The organism is Acinetobacter sp. ANC 4216, from assembly GCF_004331195.1.
Classification (GTDB): domain Bacteria; phylum Pseudomonadota; class Gammaproteobacteria; order Pseudomonadales; family Moraxellaceae; genus Acinetobacter; species Acinetobacter kookii.
The window spans coordinates 159,779-177,493 of sequence record NZ_SJOC01000008.1; the positions used below are offsets into that span (position 1 = coordinate 159,779).

Genomic DNA, 17,715 nt, shown 5'->3' on the forward strand with positions numbered 1-17,715 from the left:
AAGGAGTTTCACATGCTTTTTCAGGTACGTATGGACGTGAACATTCCACTGGATATGCCAGCGGAAAAAGCCAATGAAATTAAAGCAGTTGAAAAGGCTTATTCACAAGATTTACAGCGCCAGGGTAAATGGCGACATATCTGGCGCATCACCGGTCAGTATTCCAACATCAGTATTTTTGATGTGGAGAGTAATGAAGAACTGCACAACATTTTGCAGGGTCTTCCACTTTATCCATACATGAATATCGAAGTGATGGCTTTAAATCGTCACCCTTCTTCAGTTCGTGACGATGACAGCTGATCAATCAACTGGAAAGGGAAAGTAGATTTATTCCTTTTCTGTAAAGCAAAACGTAATTCAAACAAGGAACGGGGCAGCCAGTACTCTCAAAACAAACCCTGAGAGACTAGCCACCCAAAGGCATACTTCCAAGGAGTAACAAAATGGATCGTCAAACCATTGAAAATGTAGTTAAAGCTTGTAACGTGGACACCTCTGAAGGTCCAGTAAATGCACGTGTACAACAGGTACTGGTACGTTTGGTTACAGATTTGTTCCAAGCGATTGAAGACCTGGATCTCAGCCAGTCTGAAGTTTGGAAAGGTATTGAAACCATTATTGATATCGCAAAAGCTGACGAGTTTGCATTGATGGGTTCTGCAGTCGGTCTGGAACACTTCCTGGACTTGCGTGCTGATGAAGCTGATGCGAAAGCAGGCTTAACGGGTGGTACTCCACGTACAATTGAAGGTCCTTTGTATGTTGCTGGTGCACCTGAGTCTACAGGTTTTGCCCGTATGGATGATGGTTCTGAAGAAGGCAAAATCCCGACATTAATCATCGACGGTACTGTAACTGATACTGAAGGCAACATCATTCCAGGTGCTAAAGTTGAAGTTTGGCATGCCAACAGTCACGGTAACTATTCATTCTTTGACAAGTCACAAAGCCACTTTAACCTGCGTCGCTCAATCTTTGCAGATGAAAAAGGCCAATACACTGCCCTTACTACCATGCCGGTAGGTTATGGCCTGAACCCTGAAGGTCCGCTTCAAGGTGTGCTTAACATGATCTCCCGTCATGGTCAGCGCCCTGCTCACGTGCACTATTTCATCTCTGCACCGGGCTACCGTAAGCTAACTACCCAGTTCAACATCGAAGGCGACAAGTACCTTTGGGATGACTTCGCATTCGGTACACGTGAAGGCCTGGTTGCAACTGCTGTAGACGTAACCGATGAAGCTGAAATCGCACGTCGTGGCCTGAAAGGTCCTTTCAAACACATCCAGTTCGATGTAGTACTTCAGAAAGACAAAGCTGGTGCTCCTTCTACTGAAGTTGAACGTCGTCGCGCAAGCGCTTAATGACCTCATGATAGGAAATCGAGATGTCAGTTTCATGACATCTCGGTGACTTGCCCAAATTTGGACAGTCGGAGAACGGACATGCCTCGTATCCCAGTAATTAACACCAGCCATCTTGATCGTATTGATGAACTTTTAGTTGACGATTTTGAAAGTGGCGAATTTAAACTTCACCGTTCTGTATTTACAGATCAAGCCCTGTTTGACCTAGAGATGAAATATATCTTTGAAGGCAACTGGGTTTATTTGGCCCATGAAAGCCAGATTCCAAACAACAACGATTTCTATACCACTTATATTGGCCGTCAACCAATCATCATTGCACGTAACCGTAATGGCGAACTGAATGCCATGATTAATGCCTGTTCTCACCGTGGCGCACAATTGTGCCGTAACAAGAAAGGCAACAAAGCGACCTATACTTGCCCATTCCACGGCTGGACATTCAACAACTCTGGCAAGTTGTTAAAAGTGAAAGACCCAAGTGAAGCAGGTTATTCAGACTGCTTCAACAAAGACGGTTCACACGACCTGAAAAAAGTTGCGCGTTTTGAAAGCTATAAAGGCTTCCTGTTCGGCAGCTTGAATCCGGACGTTCCTTCACTGGAAGAATACCTGGGCGAAGCGACCAAAATCATCGACATGATTGTAGGCCAGTCAGAGCAAGGCCTGGAAGTTTTACGCGGTTCTTCGACTTATACCTATGAAGGTAACTGGAAGTTGACTGCCGAAAACGGTGCCGATGGTTACCACGTGTCTGCCGTACACTGGAACTACGCTGCAACAACTCAGCAACGTAAAGAGAAAGAAGCCGGTGACAACATCCGTGCCATGAGCGCAGGTTCATGGGGCAAACAAGGCGGCGGTTCTTACGGCTTTGAACACGGTCACATGTTGCTATGGACTCAATGGGCCAACCCGGAAGACCGTCCAAACTTTGCCAAAAAAGATGAATACACCGAGCAATACGGTGAAGCTATGGCGAAATGGATGATCGAGCGTTCACGTAACCTGTGCCTCTATCCAAACGTATATTTCATGGACCAGTTCGGTTCACAAATTCGCGTATTACGTCCACTTTCTGTCGATAAGACTGAAGTGACCATTTACTGTATCGCGCCTAAAGGTGAAGAGCCAGAAGCTCGCGCACGCCGTATCCGCCAGTACGAAGACTTCTTTAATGCTTCAGGTATGGCTACTCCAGACGACCTGGAAGAATTCCGTGCCTGTCAGGCGGGTTACGCAGGTATCGCGCTGGAATGGAACGACATGTGCCGTGGTTCTAAACACTGGATCCAAGGTCCGGATGATGCTGCCAACGAAATCGGTTTAAAACCAAAACTGTCTGGTATTAAAACTGAAGACGAAGGTTTATACCTGGCTCAGCACCAGTACTGGTTAGAACTGATCAAGAAAGGCATTGCGACTGAGAAAGAAATTGCGGCATCTACTGAAGGAGAAAACGCATGAGCGACATCACTTTAGAAAATATTGCTCAATTCCTCTATCAGGAAGCCCGCTTTCTAGATGATGAGCAATGGGATGACTGGTTACAGTGCTATGCCCCTACCGCTTCTTTCTGGATGCCGGCTTGGGATGATGACGACAAACTGACCACAGATCCGCAGTCTGAAATCTCTTTGATTTATTACCCGGACCGTCAAGGTTTGGAGGACCGCGTGTTCCGTATCAAGACTGAACGCTCGTCTGCAACCATGCCGGATACCCGTACCAGCCACAACATCAACAACATTGAAATTGTTGAACGTGATGGTGACAAAGTAACGGTTCGTTTTAACTGGAATACCTTGAGTTTCCGTTACAAGACCAACTACAGCTATTTTGGTATGTCACGTTATGAAATCGACTTTTCCGGTGAAAAACCACAAATTCTGAGCAAGTACGTGGTGCTGAAAAACGATTATATCAACCAAGTCATTGATATTTATCACCTCTAAGACTGTTCTACAGCAAGGTAAAACCTTTCAGCCATATGAAAATTTGGCTGAAAGGTCTAGTTTTAAAGATTTATATAGGATATTCAGCCATGTCAAACCACAATGTTGCACTTCAATTTGAAGATGGCGTTACACGTTTTATTTCTGTTGCACAAGGTGAAACCCTGTCAGATGCAGCTTACCGTCAAAAGATCAATATTCCTTTGGACTGCCGTGACGGTGCATGTGGAACGTGCCGTGCGTTTTGTGAATCAGGTTCGTATGACATGCCTGAAGAAACTTATATTGAAGATGCACTGACTCCTGAAGAAGCAGCTGAAGGCTACATTCTTGCATGTCAATGTAAACCGACTTCAGACGCCGTATTCCAGATTCAAGCTTCTTCTGAAGTATGTAAAACTGAAATTCATGAATTCCAGGGTACTTTGGCTCGCGTCGAAAACCTGTCTGACTCGACCATTACTTTTGACATTCAGCTCGATGAAGGTCAACCGGACATTCACTTCCTGGCAGGTCAATATGTCAATGTCGGCATTCCAGGTACAACTGAAACCCGTTCTTATTCATTCAGCTCTAAACCGGGCAACCGCTTAACCAGCTTTGTGGTACGTAACGTGCCAAACGGCAAAATGAGTGAATTCTTAAGCCAAAATGCCAAAGCAGGCGACAAAATGACCTTTACCGGTCCATTTGGCAGCTTCTACCTGCGTCCTGTTGCTCGCCCTGTCTTGATGCTGGCAGGCGGTACGGGTATTGCACCATTTATGTCTATGCTGCAAGTACTGGAAGAAAAAGGTTCAGAGCAGCCTGTACGTCTGGTGTTTGGTGTGACCAATGACTTTGACCTGGTGGCTATTGAAAAGCTGAACGAACTGCAAGAAAAATTCCCGTGGTTCGAGTACCGTACTGTTGTGGCTAACCCGGAATCTGCGCATGAGCGTAAAGGTTATGTCACAGGCCACATCGAAAATGAATGGCTCAATGGTGGTGACGTAGACATCTACTTATGTGGTCCAGTACTTATGGTGGAAGCGGTGCGCGGCTGGTTAGAAGCAGAGGGTGTTAAACCTGCAAGCTTCCTGTTTGAAAAATTCTCTGCAAATTAATTCAAGGAGATTTTTCAATGTCTAATCGTCAAAGATTTGAAAATAAAGTTGTGATCGTAACCGGTGCCGCTCAAGGTATCGGTCGCGGTGTCGCGCTGCAAGTCGCCAGCGAAGGTGCTCAAGTTGTTCTGGCAGATATATCTGATTATGTTGAAGAAACATTAGCGGAAATTGAAGCCCAAGAAGGCGATGCAATTATCGTCAAAGCCAACCTGGAAACCTTTGCAGGAGCAGAATCTGTAGTTGCCAAAGCGATTGAGACCTATGGCCGTGTCGATGTGCTGATCAACAACGTCGGTGGCGCGATCTGGATGAAACCTTTCCAGGAATTTTCTGAAGAGGAAATCATCAAGGAAGTGAACCGTTCATTGTTCCCGACCATGTGGTGCTGTCGTGCCGTGTTGCCTGAAATGATCAAGAACCAGAAAGGTACCATTGTCAATGTATCTTCAATTGCAACACGCGGCATTAACCGTGTGCCTTATTCGGCTTCAAAAGGTGGCGTGAACGGCTTAACCGCTTCCCTCGCCTTTGAACATGCCAAAGACGGAATTCGTGTCAATGCAGTGGCAACCGGTGGAACAGAAGCTCCACCACGTAAAGTGCCACGCAATGCCAATCCACTTTCTGAATCTGAAAAAGAGTGGATGCAGCAGGTGGTTGACCAAACCATTGACCGTACTTTCCTGGGACGTTATGGCACGATTCAGGAACAAGTGAATGCCATCACTTTCTTGGCATCTGACGAATCGTCTTATATGACAGGGACAGTGGTTCCTGTTGGTGGTGGTGATCAGGGCTAACCCCCGATCATAAACGTGGTACAGGATCATTGATTTATCAGCATGGAGGCAGTAGCAATGACGACCCTGTTTAAAAGCTTAAAAGATGACTGGTCTATGTCAGCAACGGTTGCAGGATTTTTAGCCGTGCTGATTTCCTATTCCGGGCCGTTGATCATCTTTTTCCAGGCGGCACAAAAAGCCAATGTTGACCCCAGCATGATGATTTCATGGATCTGGGGAATCTCCATTGGTGCAGCAGTTGCAGGGATTTTTTTATCAATCAAGTACAAAGTCCCGGTTATCACTGCCTGGTCAGCGCCCGGCACGGCACTTTTGGTCACGTTATTTCCCAATATTTCTTTAAATGAAGCGGTCGCTGCCTATATCACGGCCGCTTTGGTAATTCTTGTTATTGGTTTGACAGGCTATTTCGACAAGCTGCTGAAGTGGATTCCCCAATCCATTGCGGCGGGCATGATGGCCGGGATTCTATTTCAATTTGGCCTGGGACTGTTTACTGCTACAAACAGCATGCCCCTGATCGTGTTTGGCATGGTGCTAGTTTTTTTAGTATCCAAGCGCATAAATCCACGCTACAGCATGGTTTGGGTACTGCTTGCAGGGGTTTTACTCAGCTTAGTCCTCGGCAAAATGAACCCTGTCACTGTTGATTTCAGCCTTGCCATTCCACAGTGGATTAGCCCTGAATGGTCAATCAATGGCATGCTGAATCTGGCGATTCCACTAATCCTGGTCAGTCTTACCGGGCAGTTTTTGCCCGGCATGGCCATTATGAAACTTAGCGGTTATGACACACCTGCAAAACCGATTATCACCACCACCAGTATTGCATCGCTTGCTGTAGCTTGCGTGGGTGGCATCACCATTGTTTTGGCATCCATTACCGCTGCCTTATGCATGGGTAAGGATGCACATGAGCTGAAAGATAAACGTTACATTGCAGGCATTGCCAATGGTGTGTTTTACATTTTAGGTGGATTATTTGCCGGCAGCATCGTGATGCTGTTTAGCCTGCTGCCGAAAGAACTGGTTGCAGCGCTTGCAGGCCTTGCCCTGTTGGGTGCCATTGCCACCAATGTTTCAGTAGCCATGAAAGATGAAAGCGAACGTGATGCAGCCTTAATCACTTTTTTAGCAACGGCATCCGGTATGCATTTCCTTGGATTGAGTTCGGTGTTTTGGGGCATTTGTATCGGTCTCGTCGCCCATCTTTTATTAAACAAACCCCAAACAGGTCCGACAGTGTCAAACACTGTTTCCCTCTCCCAAACTGAAACTAAATAATTTTAGCGTTAGGAACGATTATGATCGATAAAAGCGTGGCTTCATTAACGGAAGTCCTCTCTCAAATTAAAGATGGCTCGACCATCATGATTGGCGGTTTTGGTACAGCGGGTCAGCCGGCAGAGCTGATTGATGGCCTGATTGAGCTGGGCATCAAGGATCTGGTGATTGTCAACAATAACGCCGGGAATGGCGATTACGGCTTGGCGAAACTACTTAAGGCTGGCGCGGTCCGTAAAATCATCTGCTCTTTCCCGCGTCAGTCGGATTCCTGGGTGTTTGACGAACTTTACCGTGCCGGAAAAATCGAACTGGAACTGGTCCCTCAAGGCAACCTGGCGTGCCGTATTCAGGCTGCGGGTATGGGCTTGGGTCCAATCTACACGCCTACTGGTTTCGGAACATTGCTGGCTGAAGGTAAACCGACCCTGAACTATGAAGGCAAAGACTACGTGCTAGAAAACCCGATCAAGGCGGATTTTGCTTTGATTAAAGCACATCAGGGCGACCGTTGGGGCAACCTGGTGTACCGTAAATCTGCGCGTAACTTCGGTCCAATCATGGCGATGGCAGCTGACGTGACCATTGCCCAGGTGTCAGAAGTAGTTGAACTGGGTGCACTAGATCCTGAACACATCATTACCCCGGGAATTTTTGTTCAACACGTTGTTCAAGTTAAACCTGCACAATAATTGGTATCGGAGAGAAACGATGAGCTATAGCAAACTGACCCGTGACCAGATCGCTGAACGTGTGGCACAAGATATTCCTGATGGCGCCTATGTCAACCTCGGCATTGGCTTACCCACCAAAATTTCCAGCTACCTGCCTTCAGATAAAGACGTGTTTTTACATTCTGAAAATGGCCTGTTGGCTTTCGGTCCTCCTCCTGCTGAAGAAGACCGTGATCCTGAACTGATCAATGCCGGTAAAGAATTTGTGACCTTACTTGAAGGTGGTGCCTTCTTCCATCACGGTGATTCATTCGCCATGATGCGTGGTGGTCACCTGGACATCGCCGTACTCGGTGCTTTCCAGGTCGCTGAAAATGGTGACTTGGCCAACTGGCATACCGGTGCACCGGATGCGATTCCTGCGGTGGGCGGTGCAATGGACTTAGCCGTTGGTGCGAAAAAAGTCTTTATTACCACCGATCATGTGACTAAAAAAGGCGAGCCAAAAATCGTCGCTGAGTTGGCTTACCCTGCGACTGGCCTGAAATGTGTCGACCGTATCTATACCGACCTGTGTGTGATTGATGTCACTCCTGAAGGCATGAAAGTAATTGAGAAAGTTGAAGGTCTGTCATTTGAAGAATTACAGTCGATGACCGGTGCCAAACTGATTGATGCAACTCAATCAAATTAAGGGGAAGTCCCTCCTTTCTTGCACTTAGTTTTAAAAGCAGTGCTTTAAAACATGTTCAGGAGGGATTTAGGGAGGATTTGAGGAATAAAACTACTTCATTAAATCCCTCCCTTGCGAAGCAATGCTTCTCACCCTTTAAAAAGGGAGGAGTTTTCTTCTTTTAAATATGTGAGAAATACACAATGAAAAATGCCTATATCGTAGATGCCATCCGTACCCCATTTGGCCGTTATGCCGGTGGCCTTGCTCCTGTTCGTACCGATGATCTTGGTGCACTTCCAATCAAAGCTTTAATGGAACGCAATCCATCAGTCAATTGGGAACAGGTTGATGACGTGATTTATGGCTGTGCCAACCAGGCCGGTGAAGATAACCGTAACGTGGGGCGTATGTCTGCACTTTTAGCCGGTTTACCCTACCAAGTACCAGCAACGACGATTAACCGTCTTTGCGGTTCATCACTGGATGCTATTGCCATTGCAGCACGTACCATCAAAGCAGGCGAAGCTGAACTGATTATTGCTGGCGGTGTCGAGTCAATGAGTCGTGCGCCATTTGTGATGGGTAAATCTGAATCTGCCTATGGTCGTAGTCAAAAAATTGAAGACACCACCATGGGCTGGCGTTTCATTAACCCGAAACTGAAAGAAATGTACGGCGTAGAAACCATGCCGCAAACTGCTGAAAACCTGGCGGAACAGTTCAATATTAACCGTGCAGATCAGGACCAGTTTGCTTTAACCAGCCAGCAACGTACTGCTGCTGCACAAGCACGTGGTTTCTTTGATAAAGAAATTATTCCTGTGGTGATTCCGCAGCGTAAAGGTGATGCTGTTGTAGTTGATAAAGACGAACATCCACGTGCGACCACGACAGAAGCTTTGGCAAAACTGAAACCTGTGGTGAAAGCCGATGGTACGGTAACGGCAGGTAATGCTTCCGGGATCAATGATGGTGCGGCTGCCCTACTCATTGCATCTGATGAAGCAGTTGCTCAACACGGTTTGAAACCGCGTGCCAAAATTATCGGTTCGACAGTAGTCGGCGTTGAGCCACGCATCATGGGCTTTGGTCCTGCACCGGCTATCAAGAAACTATTGGCACAAACCGGTCTGACTTTAGAGCAGATGGACGTGATTGAACTGAACGAAGCTTTTGCTGCACAAGCGCTGGCCTGTACCCGTGACTTAGGCATTGAAGATGGTTCAGAGAAAGTGAATCCAAACGGTGGTGCAATTGCTTTAGGTCATCCACTCGGTGCTTCAGGCGCACGTCTGGTGACCACAGCACTGAACCAGCTTGAACGGACTGGCGGTAAATACGCACTGTGTTCAATGTGTATTGGTGTCGGTCAAGGCATCGCTTTGATTATTGAACGTGTTTAATTATTAAATGCTCGCTCGATCCTCCTTTCGTAAAGGAGGGATCGAGGGAGGATTAAGGATTCTAAAAAAATGCCAACTTTTACATCTAACGATGCCCAGATCAATTACCAGATCTTTGGTGATGCATCCAAGCCAGCCTTGATTTTTTCTAATTCACTCGGCACCAATTACAGTATGTGGCAAAAACAGTTTAATCACTTCAAACAGGATTATTTTGTGATTTGCTATGACACCCGTGGTCATGGGGCTTCATCTGCACCACAAGGTCCGTATAGCCTTGATCAACTGGGTCAAGATGTTATCAACCTGCTTGATCATTTAAAAATTGAAAAAGCTGCGTTCTGTGGTATTTCAATGGGTGGTTTAACAGGTCAATGGTTAGCGATTAATAAACCCGAACGTTTTAGCCACGTGATTGTCTGCAACACGGCAGCCAAAATTGGTCAGGAACAGGCCTGGAATGAGCGTGCCACTTTGGTACGTCAGCAAGGTCTACAACCAATTGCGTCTACCGCAGCATCACGCTGGTTTACCGAACCCTTTATCCAAAGCAACCCAACAGTAGTTGAAAATCTTCAAAACGACTTGGAAGCTGGCAGCACCGAAGGTTATGCAAGCTGTTGTGAAGCTTTGGCTAAAGCGGATTTACGCGAACAGCTGAAAGATATTAATGTACCGGTACTGGTAATTGCAGGTCAGCAAGATCCGGTAACCACAGTGGTTGATGGCCAGTTCATGCAAGAACGTATTGCCCATAGCCAGCTGTTTGAAATCAATGCTTCACATATTTCGAATGTAGAGCAACCTGAAGCCTTTAATCAGGCGGTGCAAAAATTTATTGCAGCTTAAAAAGCATAGAGCAAAAGCAAAAAAGCCACTTTTCGAAGTGGCTTTTTTATCTTTTCAATCTTTTTCTCGCATCAGGCCCAGATCACTAAAATTGCCGCAATCACTACCAGGGCCAATCCCCAATGCTCGGCACGGGCCAGTTTTTCCTTAAAGAAATAAGCGGAAATCAGCATACTAAACAGAATCTCGATTTGGCCCAAGGTTTTGACCACCGGTACACTCATCATGCTCATGGCAGTAAACCAGCCAAGCGATGCCATAAAACTGCATACACTTACCTGAAAGGTTAGGCCCAGACGTTGCCACATGGCGATTAAAGTACGGCGACTAAACAGCCCCAGATAAAGCAGCATGCTGATACACTGGAAACTGATCACCAGCAATAATACCCATCCTGCACGGTGTAAATTTGGTAAATTTGTGAGCTCCAGACTGGCTTCCCGTACCAGCAGTGAAGTAATGGCAAAACTTAAACCGCTTCCGATGCCAATTGCCAGCGTTTTGGCTGAAAACCCGATCATTTGCTGGCCTTTACTCAGCAAAAATACCGCATAACCACCCAGTGCCACCCCAATCCAGGCCAGAAAGGACAAATGGTCAGCCAGGAAAGTTACCCCAATAATCGCTGCCAGTATTGCTTCACTTTTAGCCAGTCCTACCCCAATCGCGTAATTTTTTTGCTTAAACAGTTGCACCATCAGTGCAGTGGCTAAAATCTGGCTGGAAGCTGCAATCACAATGTAGACCCAGAACTTTGGCGTGAAGTGGACTATACTTTCAACCGGCTTGAAATAATACAGACTGCTGAGGTAAAGAGCAGCAAATGGCAATCCAAAAATAAACCGGGCCAGTGTGACTCCCCAGACATCGACCGTGGTACTCAGCTGTTTTTGAAAGGCATTACGCCAGGCCTGCATAAATGCTGCCATTAAAGTAAAGAAAATCCAGCTCACTGCCATATGCCTAGCGCCATTACAACAAAAGTGAACTCATTCTATGCTCTAGCCGAAGGCATGACTAATTAAAAATGGGATGGGCTTTGATAGCGCAAAGTTTGGTTTGATACCCTGAACCATAAAAAAATATTAAGCACTGGCTATTTTCAGCTTCGGAAATTTAATCTTACACAGCGTATCAGGCTTATAATTAATACCAAAAAAAATTCATATGTTTACTTACTATTTACAGCCTTCCCAAGTTGCTAAAATTTATTTGCAGCGGCTGAACACTTTCAATCAAAGCCCTTAATCCAGACTTGAAACATGAGCTGAAAATATAAGGATAAAGCTGCATTGAATAGATAAAACTTGCCTATGATGACCTGAAATCATTCCCTTTGCCTAAACAGTTTTATCTAGGCAGGGCTGTCATTTCAGGTCTGCTTGGCAATCTTAAGGTTTTAAGGGGTTAAAATCACTTTACGGCATTCCTGTTCTCGCTGATCGAAAATACGGTAACCTTCAGCCGCATCGGAAAGATTCATGCGATGGGTAATAATGATTTCTGGAGACAAGTCTCCATTTTCAATATGCTCTAAAAGTTGCGGCAAGAATCTATGCACATGGGTTTGCCCCATTTTAAAGGTCAGTCCTTTGTCAAAAGCATCGCCAAACAGAAAACCATGAATCGGCCCAGCATAGACACCCGGTACACTCACTACACCACCACGCCGAACCGCTGCAATACATTGCCGTAAAGCAGCTCCACTTGAACCTTCAATCTTCAGATTGGTGAGTACGGTTTCCAGCGTACTGCCTTTGGCTTCAAAGCCAATTGCATCAATGACCGCATCTACACCGCGATGACCCGGCGTATTGCCGATAATAAACTCTGCTGCATCCACCTTGTCAAAATTCACAGGAATTGCCCCATAAGTATTTCGGGCATATTCCAGTCGGTAATGGTTATGATCTACGATAAAAATTTGCTCAGCACCCAACATTTGTGCGCATGCCGCTGAAAGCAGACCCACCGGACCTGCGCCATAAATAGCCACTGTAGAGCCTTTAGTTACATGAGCATTGGTCACTGCCTGCCAGGCCGTCGGTAAAATGTCGGTCAGGAACAGGACTTTTTCATCCGATAAAGATCCCGGTACTTTAAACGGTCCTACATTTCCTTTCGGTACCCGTACATATTCGGCCTGTCCGCCTGGAACACCACCATATAAATGACTATAGCCAAACAGGGCGGCACCCGGTGGTATCTGTTTCTTGTTTAAAATGGCACCACGACCGGTATTGGTATTTTCACAGGAAGCCGTCAACTCGTGCTCGCAAAAAAAGCACTGGCCGCAGGCAATCACAAAAGGAATAATCACCCGATCCCCTTTTTTGACTTCTGTTACTGCTGGCCCTACTTCTTCCACAATTCCCATAAATTCATGACCAAAAATATCCCCTTCTTCGGTCGCAGGAATTTTTCCCCGATACAGATGCAGATCTGAACCGCAGATCGCCGTAGCCGTCACCCTTAGAATGACATCATCCGGCTCCTGAATTACAGGATCGGGAACCGACTCAACTCGGACATCATGTTTACCATGATAGGTAAGTGCGCGCATGATTTATTCCTCTTGGTTTTATTGTGCAGTAGACGGGAAGGTGTAAATATTGTTTTAAATTTTTGGGCTGCTGTGCCTTTTCTATATTGAAAGATCAGACTGCAAAGAGATGTATAGAAAAAGAATTTTTACTGTTCAGAAATGTATAAAACACAAGGTTCCAGTTATTAAATGTGGGTTTGTCGTATCTGGAACAAAATTTGAATAGAATTTAGCATTCAATCCTCTACACCTCTCAACCTCATAAAGTTAATTTTTAAAGAACATCAGGAAATAATTAAAACGGCTTCGAAAATAAAAACGGCTTATTCATTATGAACAAGCCGTTTTTTGCGGATATTCGTTATTAGAGGAAAACCCGAGTCCTCCTCAATAAGAGTTTACTTCGACACAGCTTTGCCTCGCGCTGCGTGCAGTTTTTTGTAGCTATCAATCAGACGTAAATGACGGTCCAACCCTTCAAGCTTCATGCTGGTTTCAGTCAAACCATAGAAGCGGATACTGCCGTCCATCGAGCCGATTACCGCATCCATACGCTCATCACCAAACATACGGCGGAAATTGATTTCGTAATCATTCAGGTCCATGTCATCGTCAAGTTCTACTTCGAGCACCACATTCATGCACTGATAGAACAAGCCACGCTCGACGGTATTGGTATTGTATTGCAGGAAAGTTTCCACCAGCTCTTTGGCTTCTTCAAACTCTTGCAAAGCAATATAAATCAGCAGTTTTAATTCCAGAATGGTGAGCTGGCCCCATACCGTATTGTCGTCAAACTCGATACCAATCAAGGTGCTAATTTCAGTGTAATCATCTACTTCAACATCTTCCAAACGTTCCACCAGAGCGACCAGCTGGTCTTCATCCAAACGGTGCAAGTTCAGGATATCTTCACGGAACAATAAGGCTTTGTTGGTGTTATCCCAGATTAAATCTTCAACCAGATAAATTTCCGAATAACCCGGTACCAAAATACGGCAAGCGGTTGCACCTAAATGCTCGTACACGGCCATGTATACTTCCTTGCCCATATCTTCCAGAATGCCGAACAGCATTGCCGCTTCTTCAGCATTTGAGTTTTGACCCTGGTTGGTAAAGTCCCACTCCACAAACGTGTAGTCAGACTGGGCGCTAAAGAAACGCCATGACACTACACCGCTGGAATCGATAAAGTGCTCGACAAAGTTATTCGGCTCGGTGACAGCGTTGCTGCTGAACGTCGGTTTAGGCAGATCATTCAGGCCTTCGAAACTGCGGCCTTGCAGCAGTTCAGTGAGGCTGCGCTCCAGCGCCACTTCAAAGTTCGGATGTGCACCAAAAGAGGCAAATACACCGCCCGTACGCGGGTTCATCAGGGTCACGCACATTACCGGATACTGGCCACCTAAAGAAGCATCTTTCACCAGTACCGGGAAGCCTTGCTCTTCCAGACCTTTGATTCCTTCAACAATTTTTGGATATTTTGCCAGTACATGTTCAGGCACATCCGGAAGTGCAAGCTCACCTTCTAAAATTTCACGTTTAACAGCACGTTCAAAAATTTCAGATAAACACTGGACCTGGGCTTCGGCCAAGGTATTCCCCGCACTCATACCATTGGAAAGATACAGGTTTTCAATCAGGTTGGATGGGAAATAAACCGTTTCACCATCAGAATGACGCACAAATGGCAATGAACAGATGCCGCGCGCAGTATTGCCCGAGTTGGTATCATACAAATGTGTGCCCAGCAGTTCATCTTCAGGGTTATAAATTTCTAAAGTGTATTCATCCAGAATTTCTTTTGGCAATTCCCCATTTGGACCTGGCTGGAACCATTTTTCATCCGGGTAATGAACAAATTCAGCATTGGCAATATCTTGCCCCCAGAACTGGTCGTTATAAAAGAAGTTGCAGTTCAAACGCTCAATGAATTCACCCAAAGCTGAAGCCAGGGCACTTTCTTTGGTCGAGCCTTTACCGTTGGTAAAGCACATTGGCGATTGGGCATCACGAATATGCAAAGACCACACATTCGGTACAATGTTGCGCCATGATGCGATTTCAATCTTCATGCCTAGGTTCGCCATAATGCCGGACATATTGGCGATGGTTTCTTCTAATGGCAGGTCTTTACCCGGAATGTAGGTACTGCTTTCCGAAGTCAAGCTCGGCATTAGCAAGGCTTGTGCATCGGCATCAATGCTTTCCACTTCTTCGATCACGAATTCCGGACCGGTTTGAATCACTTTCTTTACCGTACAGCGATCAATGGAACGCAAAATACCCTGGCGGTCTTTTTCGGAAATATCGGCCGGGAGTTCAACCTGAATTTTAAAAATCTGCTTGTAACGGTTTTCCGGGTCTACAATATTGTTTTGCGACAAACGGATGTTATCGGTTGGAATGTCACGCGCCGCACAGTACACCTTTACAAAGTAAGCGGCACATAAGGCTGATGATGCGAGAAAATAGTCGAAGGGACCTGGCGCTGAACCGTCCCCTTTATAGCGGATGGGTTGATCGGCGATTACCGTGAAATCATCGAACTTGGCTTCTTGTCGAAGGTTGTCAAGATAATTGACCTTAATTTCCATGCGGGCACCTAAATATTCTTATGTGTCAGTGCAACACATAAAAATCAGAAAATAAAATATAAGCCGAATCACAGACAGGAAACTGGCTTAAAAAATAGTGTGACTAGTGCCATTCGTATAGCAGAGCAAACGACCGACCCTAGAAATGATGGACGGTATTATAGAGGGATTTTGCCTGATTGATAACATTTGTCTGCTGTTCTCGCCTATTGATGAGAAATGCCTAAAACAGGACAATTTAGAGCAAGCAGTATCAAGACAATATTTCCAGACCCTTTACTACATATATAGGTCTTATAAGTCTTACTCAGGCATAAACCATGACTGGACATCATCTGGAGCTTCAGCATGAATTGTGAAATAAAGTAAATTTCAAGCAAATTATGTAGAAAAAGAAAATAAAAATTACATCCAATTAAAGGGTTCAACACACAAGCGCATAAAAATTTCCACAATAGATACCAAATCTTTCAATAAGATTTGAGCTACAAAATGCAGGCTTGCATTTTGTGCCTGTTGAAGTCTGAACTCGAACCATGACTTCAAGCATTTCTACAAAAAAAGTTTACTCAAATCAGTTGAGGTCAAATGATGATAAAAACAACGCTAAGCATAATCGGACTGTCGCTCGTTTCCACACTGGCTCTGGCTGCCGATCCATTACATGGAACCAAATGGAAAACGATTGATGATGTGACCAAGAAACCCTTATCTGTGGTTCAATTTACTGAAACATCCAAGGGCGTGCTTTCAGCAAAGATTGTAGATGTATTGGAAGGCACTGAAGGAGAAAAATGTACCAAGTGCAAGGGTAAATTTTATAATAAACCGCTTCAAGGCGTACAGATTGTATCCGGACTGAAAAAGGCCGGAAACAATAGCTATGATGGTGGAAAAATTACCGATCCTAAAAATGGTAAAACTTATAGCTTTAATGCCAGACTCTCTGAAGATGGCAAAACTTTAAATGGCCGTGGCTATATTGGCGTATCTGCCCTAGGTCGAAGTCAGACCTGGGTACGTATCCATTAACGGCATGAGATTGAATCAAATAAAAGCGACTTTCATCAGTCGCTTTTCATTGCAAATCACACACTCTTTCTGAAACAGCTCTCCTACAAGCCGTACTCCTCTCTTTCCCTAAGCTTGTTGACTTGTTATTTCAATAAAATTAAATCGGCAATCATTATTCATTCGCTATTTTATAACCCATGTTTTCAGCGTTAATGACTGACTTTTGTCTAATTTTAAAAATTGCGATTTTACCGTCGTCTGCACCACATAAAGCAATATGCGACATTTGATCCGTACCTATTTCAGCAGCAAAAAATTTAATATTTGCCTGTTCTAATTCACGCTTCAGTTGCTGAAGCTGATTATCGGCATTCACTCCCGAACACTGTTTGGTTCCTAATGATTTTGTAATCGTAACCAAAGGGGGTTTATCCATATTATGCATTTGACATCCCCCTAATCCAAGGAGTGCGATTGCAACCAAGCCTATATATTTTTTGACCATATTTATTCCATCCATCACATTTCCAAGCTAGAGAGCATAAAATGCTTTTTGTCCCATTTTTAATTGATCTGTTTGATCACCCATTGTAAAAATATTTTTTTATCAAGAAAATCAGGAGAATGAGTTGAATCTATGACTTTTTGCTTACCGTTAAATGTCCCTAAAAAGCTATAAGAATTTTTAACCTCAAAAAAACCTCCATTCATTTCATGGATTTCATAAAAAAATTCTTTTAGCTTCTCAAACTGGCTGTGCTTATGAAAATAAGGACGCATAAGTAAAAAATTATAGATTTGTTCCAGAGTACATAATTCATTTTGCATATTCATGCTTATCGCCTGTGTAAATATGTTTAGATTGATTTAACTAGATTTTGTAGAAATTATATTTGAGTTCTTTAAAAACGTATTTTTTAAATAATCTCCATGATTGAATTTCAGGAATTTCGACAACCCAGAAAGTAAATTTAAATTCATTAATGATCAATGTTATAGTTAAATGTGTTTTAATAATTAAATATTGGTAGCCTTTTATTTCTGTATATTTTATTAAACATCTGGTGAAGTACTCAGCTTGATCTTCATAAATATTATTTGTCTCACATTCAGATTTAACCAAATTGCAAATTAAACAGGATAAATCCCATAACAATATTTTTTCTAAAGTAACCCGAATCTCGGATAAGAAATTGACTTGAAAAATAAGCGGACTAGAGCCATCAGTTGAGTTACCACACAAAACTCACAACTCTAGTCCTGATGTTTAATAGTACCCAATTATTCTGTGTAATTGATGATTTCTTTATTAAATTTGAAGCAACTTATTGGAAATTCCTCAAGCAAAACTGTCGCTACTCAAGAATCCGAGCTGCACAATTAACTATTTCAGAAATCATCTTTATCGMTGTTTGGTATAAATGCTCTCATTTCAA

General features: G+C 44.3%; 17 protein-coding genes and 1 pseudogene. 13 read left to right on the top strand and 5 right to left on the bottom strand.

Features of this window, described 5'->3' with window-relative positions; genetic code table 11:
* Nucleotides 1-12: 12 nt before the first annotated feature.
* From catC to pcaD, 11 genes are all read left to right on the top strand, one after another.
* Nucleotides 13-303, top strand: a complete 291-nt coding sequence (catC, locus tag E0H88_RS08410) for a muconolactone Delta-isomerase (protein ID WP_086175661.1) — start codon at nucleotides 13-15, stop codon at nucleotides 301-303.
* 143 nt (nucleotides 304-446) lie between these two features.
* The gene (gene catA / locus E0H88_RS08415; protein ID WP_092819599.1) at nucleotides 447-1,367 is read left to right on the top strand and encodes a catechol 1,2-dioxygenase; all 921 of its coding nucleotides are present in this window, start codon (nucleotides 447-449) and stop codon (nucleotides 1,365-1,367) included.
* Between the two features lie 81 nt (nucleotides 1,368-1,448).
* Nucleotides 1,449-2,837 carry a benzoate 1,2-dioxygenase large subunit gene (gene benA / locus E0H88_RS08420; protein WP_131273826.1) on the top strand — a complete coding sequence of 463 codons (1,389 nt, stop codon included), beginning with the start codon at nucleotides 1,449-1,451 and terminating at the stop codon, nucleotides 2,835-2,837.
* A complete protein-coding gene (gene benB / locus E0H88_RS08425) occupies nucleotides 2,834-3,325 on the top strand; it encodes a benzoate 1,2-dioxygenase small subunit (protein WP_131273827.1) in 492 nt (163 codons plus the stop codon). The genes benA and benB overlap by 4 nt, the downstream gene beginning before the upstream one ends.
* Nucleotides 3,326-3,414: 89 nt before the next feature.
* The gene (benC, locus tag E0H88_RS08430) at nucleotides 3,415-4,431 is read left to right on the top strand and encodes a benzoate 1,2-dioxygenase electron transfer component BenC (protein WP_131273828.1); all 1,017 of its coding nucleotides are present in this window, start codon (nucleotides 3,415-3,417) and stop codon (nucleotides 4,429-4,431) included.
* A gap of 17 nt (nucleotides 4,432-4,448) precedes the next feature.
* On the top strand, nucleotides 4,449-5,234 hold the full coding sequence (gene benD / locus E0H88_RS08435) for a benzoate diol dehydrogenase BenD (RefSeq protein WP_131273829.1): 786 nt from the start codon (nucleotides 4,449-4,451) through the stop codon (nucleotides 5,232-5,234).
* Nucleotides 5,235-5,291: 57 nt separating this feature from the next.
* The gene (gene benE / locus E0H88_RS08440) at nucleotides 5,292-6,521 is read left to right on the top strand and encodes a benzoate/H(+) symporter BenE (protein WP_131273830.1); all 1,230 of its coding nucleotides are present in this window, start codon (nucleotides 5,292-5,294) and stop codon (nucleotides 6,519-6,521) included.
* A gap of 20 nt (nucleotides 6,522-6,541) precedes the next feature.
* Complete coding sequence (locus tag E0H88_RS08445; RefSeq protein WP_131273831.1) at nucleotides 6,542-7,213, top strand: 3-oxoacid CoA-transferase subunit A; 672 nt, start codon at nucleotides 6,542-6,544, stop codon at nucleotides 7,211-7,213.
* 19 nt (nucleotides 7,214-7,232) lie between these two features.
* Entirely contained in the window at nucleotides 7,233-7,889 is a 657-nt protein-coding gene (locus tag E0H88_RS08450) for a 3-oxoacid CoA-transferase subunit B (RefSeq protein ID WP_131273832.1), read from the top strand.
* Between the two features lie 182 nt (nucleotides 7,890-8,071).
* Nucleotides 8,072-9,274: a 3-oxoadipyl-CoA thiolase gene (gene pcaF, locus E0H88_RS08455; protein ID WP_131273833.1), complete on the top strand. Its 1,203-nt coding sequence runs from the start codon at nucleotides 8,072-8,074 to the stop codon at nucleotides 9,272-9,274.
* A gap of 69 nt (nucleotides 9,275-9,343) precedes the next feature.
* A complete protein-coding gene (gene pcaD, locus E0H88_RS08460; protein WP_131273834.1) occupies nucleotides 9,344-10,123 on the top strand; it encodes a 3-oxoadipate enol-lactonase in 780 nt (259 codons plus the stop codon).
* A 71-nt stretch (nucleotides 10,124-10,194) separates the two neighbouring features.
* Here the strand turns inward: pcaD and E0H88_RS08465 are convergent, their stop codons facing one another.
* From E0H88_RS08465 to E0H88_RS08475, 3 genes are all read right to left on the bottom strand, one after another.
* On the bottom strand, nucleotides 10,195-11,082 hold the full coding sequence (locus tag E0H88_RS08465; RefSeq protein ID WP_131273835.1) for a DMT family transporter: 888 nt from the start codon (nucleotides 11,080-11,082) through the stop codon (nucleotides 10,195-10,197).
* Nucleotides 11,083-11,522: 440 nt separating this feature from the next.
* Nucleotides 11,523-12,686, bottom strand: a complete 1,164-nt coding sequence (locus tag E0H88_RS08470) for a zinc-dependent alcohol dehydrogenase (RefSeq protein WP_131273836.1) — start codon at nucleotides 12,684-12,686, stop codon at nucleotides 11,523-11,525.
* 380 nt (nucleotides 12,687-13,066) lie between these two features.
* Entirely contained in the window at nucleotides 13,067-15,265 is a 2,199-nt protein-coding gene (locus E0H88_RS08475; RefSeq protein WP_131273837.1) for an OsmC domain/YcaO domain-containing protein, read from the bottom strand.
* Nucleotides 15,266-15,856: 591 nt separating this feature from the next.
* Between E0H88_RS08475 and E0H88_RS08480 the strand changes: the two genes are divergently transcribed.
* Nucleotides 15,857-16,297 (top strand): DUF2147 domain-containing protein, encoded by a 441-nt coding sequence (locus E0H88_RS08480; protein ID WP_131273846.1) that lies wholly within the window; start codon nucleotides 15,857-15,859, stop codon nucleotides 16,295-16,297.
* Nucleotides 16,298-16,451: 154 nt separating this feature from the next.
* On the opposite strand, the gene E0H88_RS08485 is transcribed toward E0H88_RS08480, so the two are convergent.
* Both E0H88_RS08485 and E0H88_RS08490 read right to left on the bottom strand, forming a co-directional pair.
* Nucleotides 16,452-16,799: a hypothetical protein gene (locus tag E0H88_RS08485; protein ID WP_131273838.1), complete on the bottom strand. Its 348-nt coding sequence runs from the start codon at nucleotides 16,797-16,799 to the stop codon at nucleotides 16,452-16,454.
* Between the two features lie 44 nt (nucleotides 16,800-16,843).
* On the bottom strand, nucleotides 16,844-17,113 hold the full coding sequence (locus E0H88_RS08490; protein ID WP_092819613.1) for a hypothetical protein: 270 nt from the start codon (nucleotides 17,111-17,113) through the stop codon (nucleotides 16,844-16,846).
* 429 nt (nucleotides 17,114-17,542) lie between these two features.
* Between E0H88_RS08490 and E0H88_RS08495 the strand changes: the two are divergent.
* Nucleotides 17,543-17,715 (top strand): annotated as a pseudogene (locus E0H88_RS08495) (IS982 family transposase); the annotation flags it as partial.

Excerpts from the sequence above, each read along its gene's own strand:
- E0H88_RS08490 (WP_092819613.1), bottom strand. The coding sequence starts at position 17,113 with ATGAATATGCAAAATGAATTATGTACTCTGGAACAAATCTATAATTTT.
- pcaD (WP_131273834.1), top strand. The coding sequence starts at position 9,344 with ATGCCAACTTTTACATCTAACGATGCCCAGATCAATTACCAGATCTTT.
- E0H88_RS08445 (WP_131273831.1), top strand. The coding sequence starts at position 6,542 with ATGATCGATAAAAGCGTGGCTTCATTAACGGAAGTCCTCTCTCAAATT.
- E0H88_RS08485 (WP_131273838.1), bottom strand. The coding sequence starts at position 16,799 with ATGGATGGAATAAATATGGTCAAAAAATATATAGGCTTGGTTGCAATC.
- benC (WP_131273828.1), top strand. The coding sequence starts at position 3,415 with ATGTCAAACCACAATGTTGCACTTCAATTTGAAGATGGCGTTACACGT.
- catA (WP_092819599.1), top strand. The coding sequence starts at position 447 with ATGGATCGTCAAACCATTGAAAATGTAGTTAAAGCTTGTAACGTGGAC.
- benB (WP_131273827.1), top strand. The coding sequence starts at position 2,834 with ATGAGCGACATCACTTTAGAAAATATTGCTCAATTCCTCTATCAGGAA.
- catC (WP_086175661.1), top strand. The coding sequence starts at position 13 with ATGCTTTTTCAGGTACGTATGGACGTGAACATTCCACTGGATATGCCA.
- E0H88_RS08480 (WP_131273846.1), top strand. The coding sequence starts at position 15,857 with ATGATAAAAACAACGCTAAGCATAATCGGACTGTCGCTCGTTTCCACA.
- E0H88_RS08475 (WP_131273837.1), bottom strand. The coding sequence starts at position 15,265 with ATGGAAATTAAGGTCAATTATCTTGACAACCTTCGACAAGAAGCCAAG.
- E0H88_RS08450 (WP_131273832.1), top strand. The coding sequence starts at position 7,233 with ATGAGCTATAGCAAACTGACCCGTGACCAGATCGCTGAACGTGTGGCA.
- benE (WP_131273830.1), top strand. The coding sequence starts at position 5,292 with ATGACGACCCTGTTTAAAAGCTTAAAAGATGACTGGTCTATGTCAGCA.
- benA (WP_131273826.1), top strand. The coding sequence starts at position 1,449 with ATGCCTCGTATCCCAGTAATTAACACCAGCCATCTTGATCGTATTGAT.
- pcaF (WP_131273833.1), top strand. The coding sequence starts at position 8,072 with ATGAAAAATGCCTATATCGTAGATGCCATCCGTACCCCATTTGGCCGT.
- E0H88_RS08470 (WP_131273836.1), bottom strand. The coding sequence starts at position 12,686 with ATGCGCGCACTTACCTATCATGGTAAACATGATGTCCGAGTTGAGTCG.
- benD (WP_131273829.1), top strand. The coding sequence starts at position 4,449 with ATGTCTAATCGTCAAAGATTTGAAAATAAAGTTGTGATCGTAACCGGT.
- E0H88_RS08465 (WP_131273835.1), bottom strand. The coding sequence starts at position 11,082 with ATGGCAGTGAGCTGGATTTTCTTTACTTTAATGGCAGCATTTATGCAG.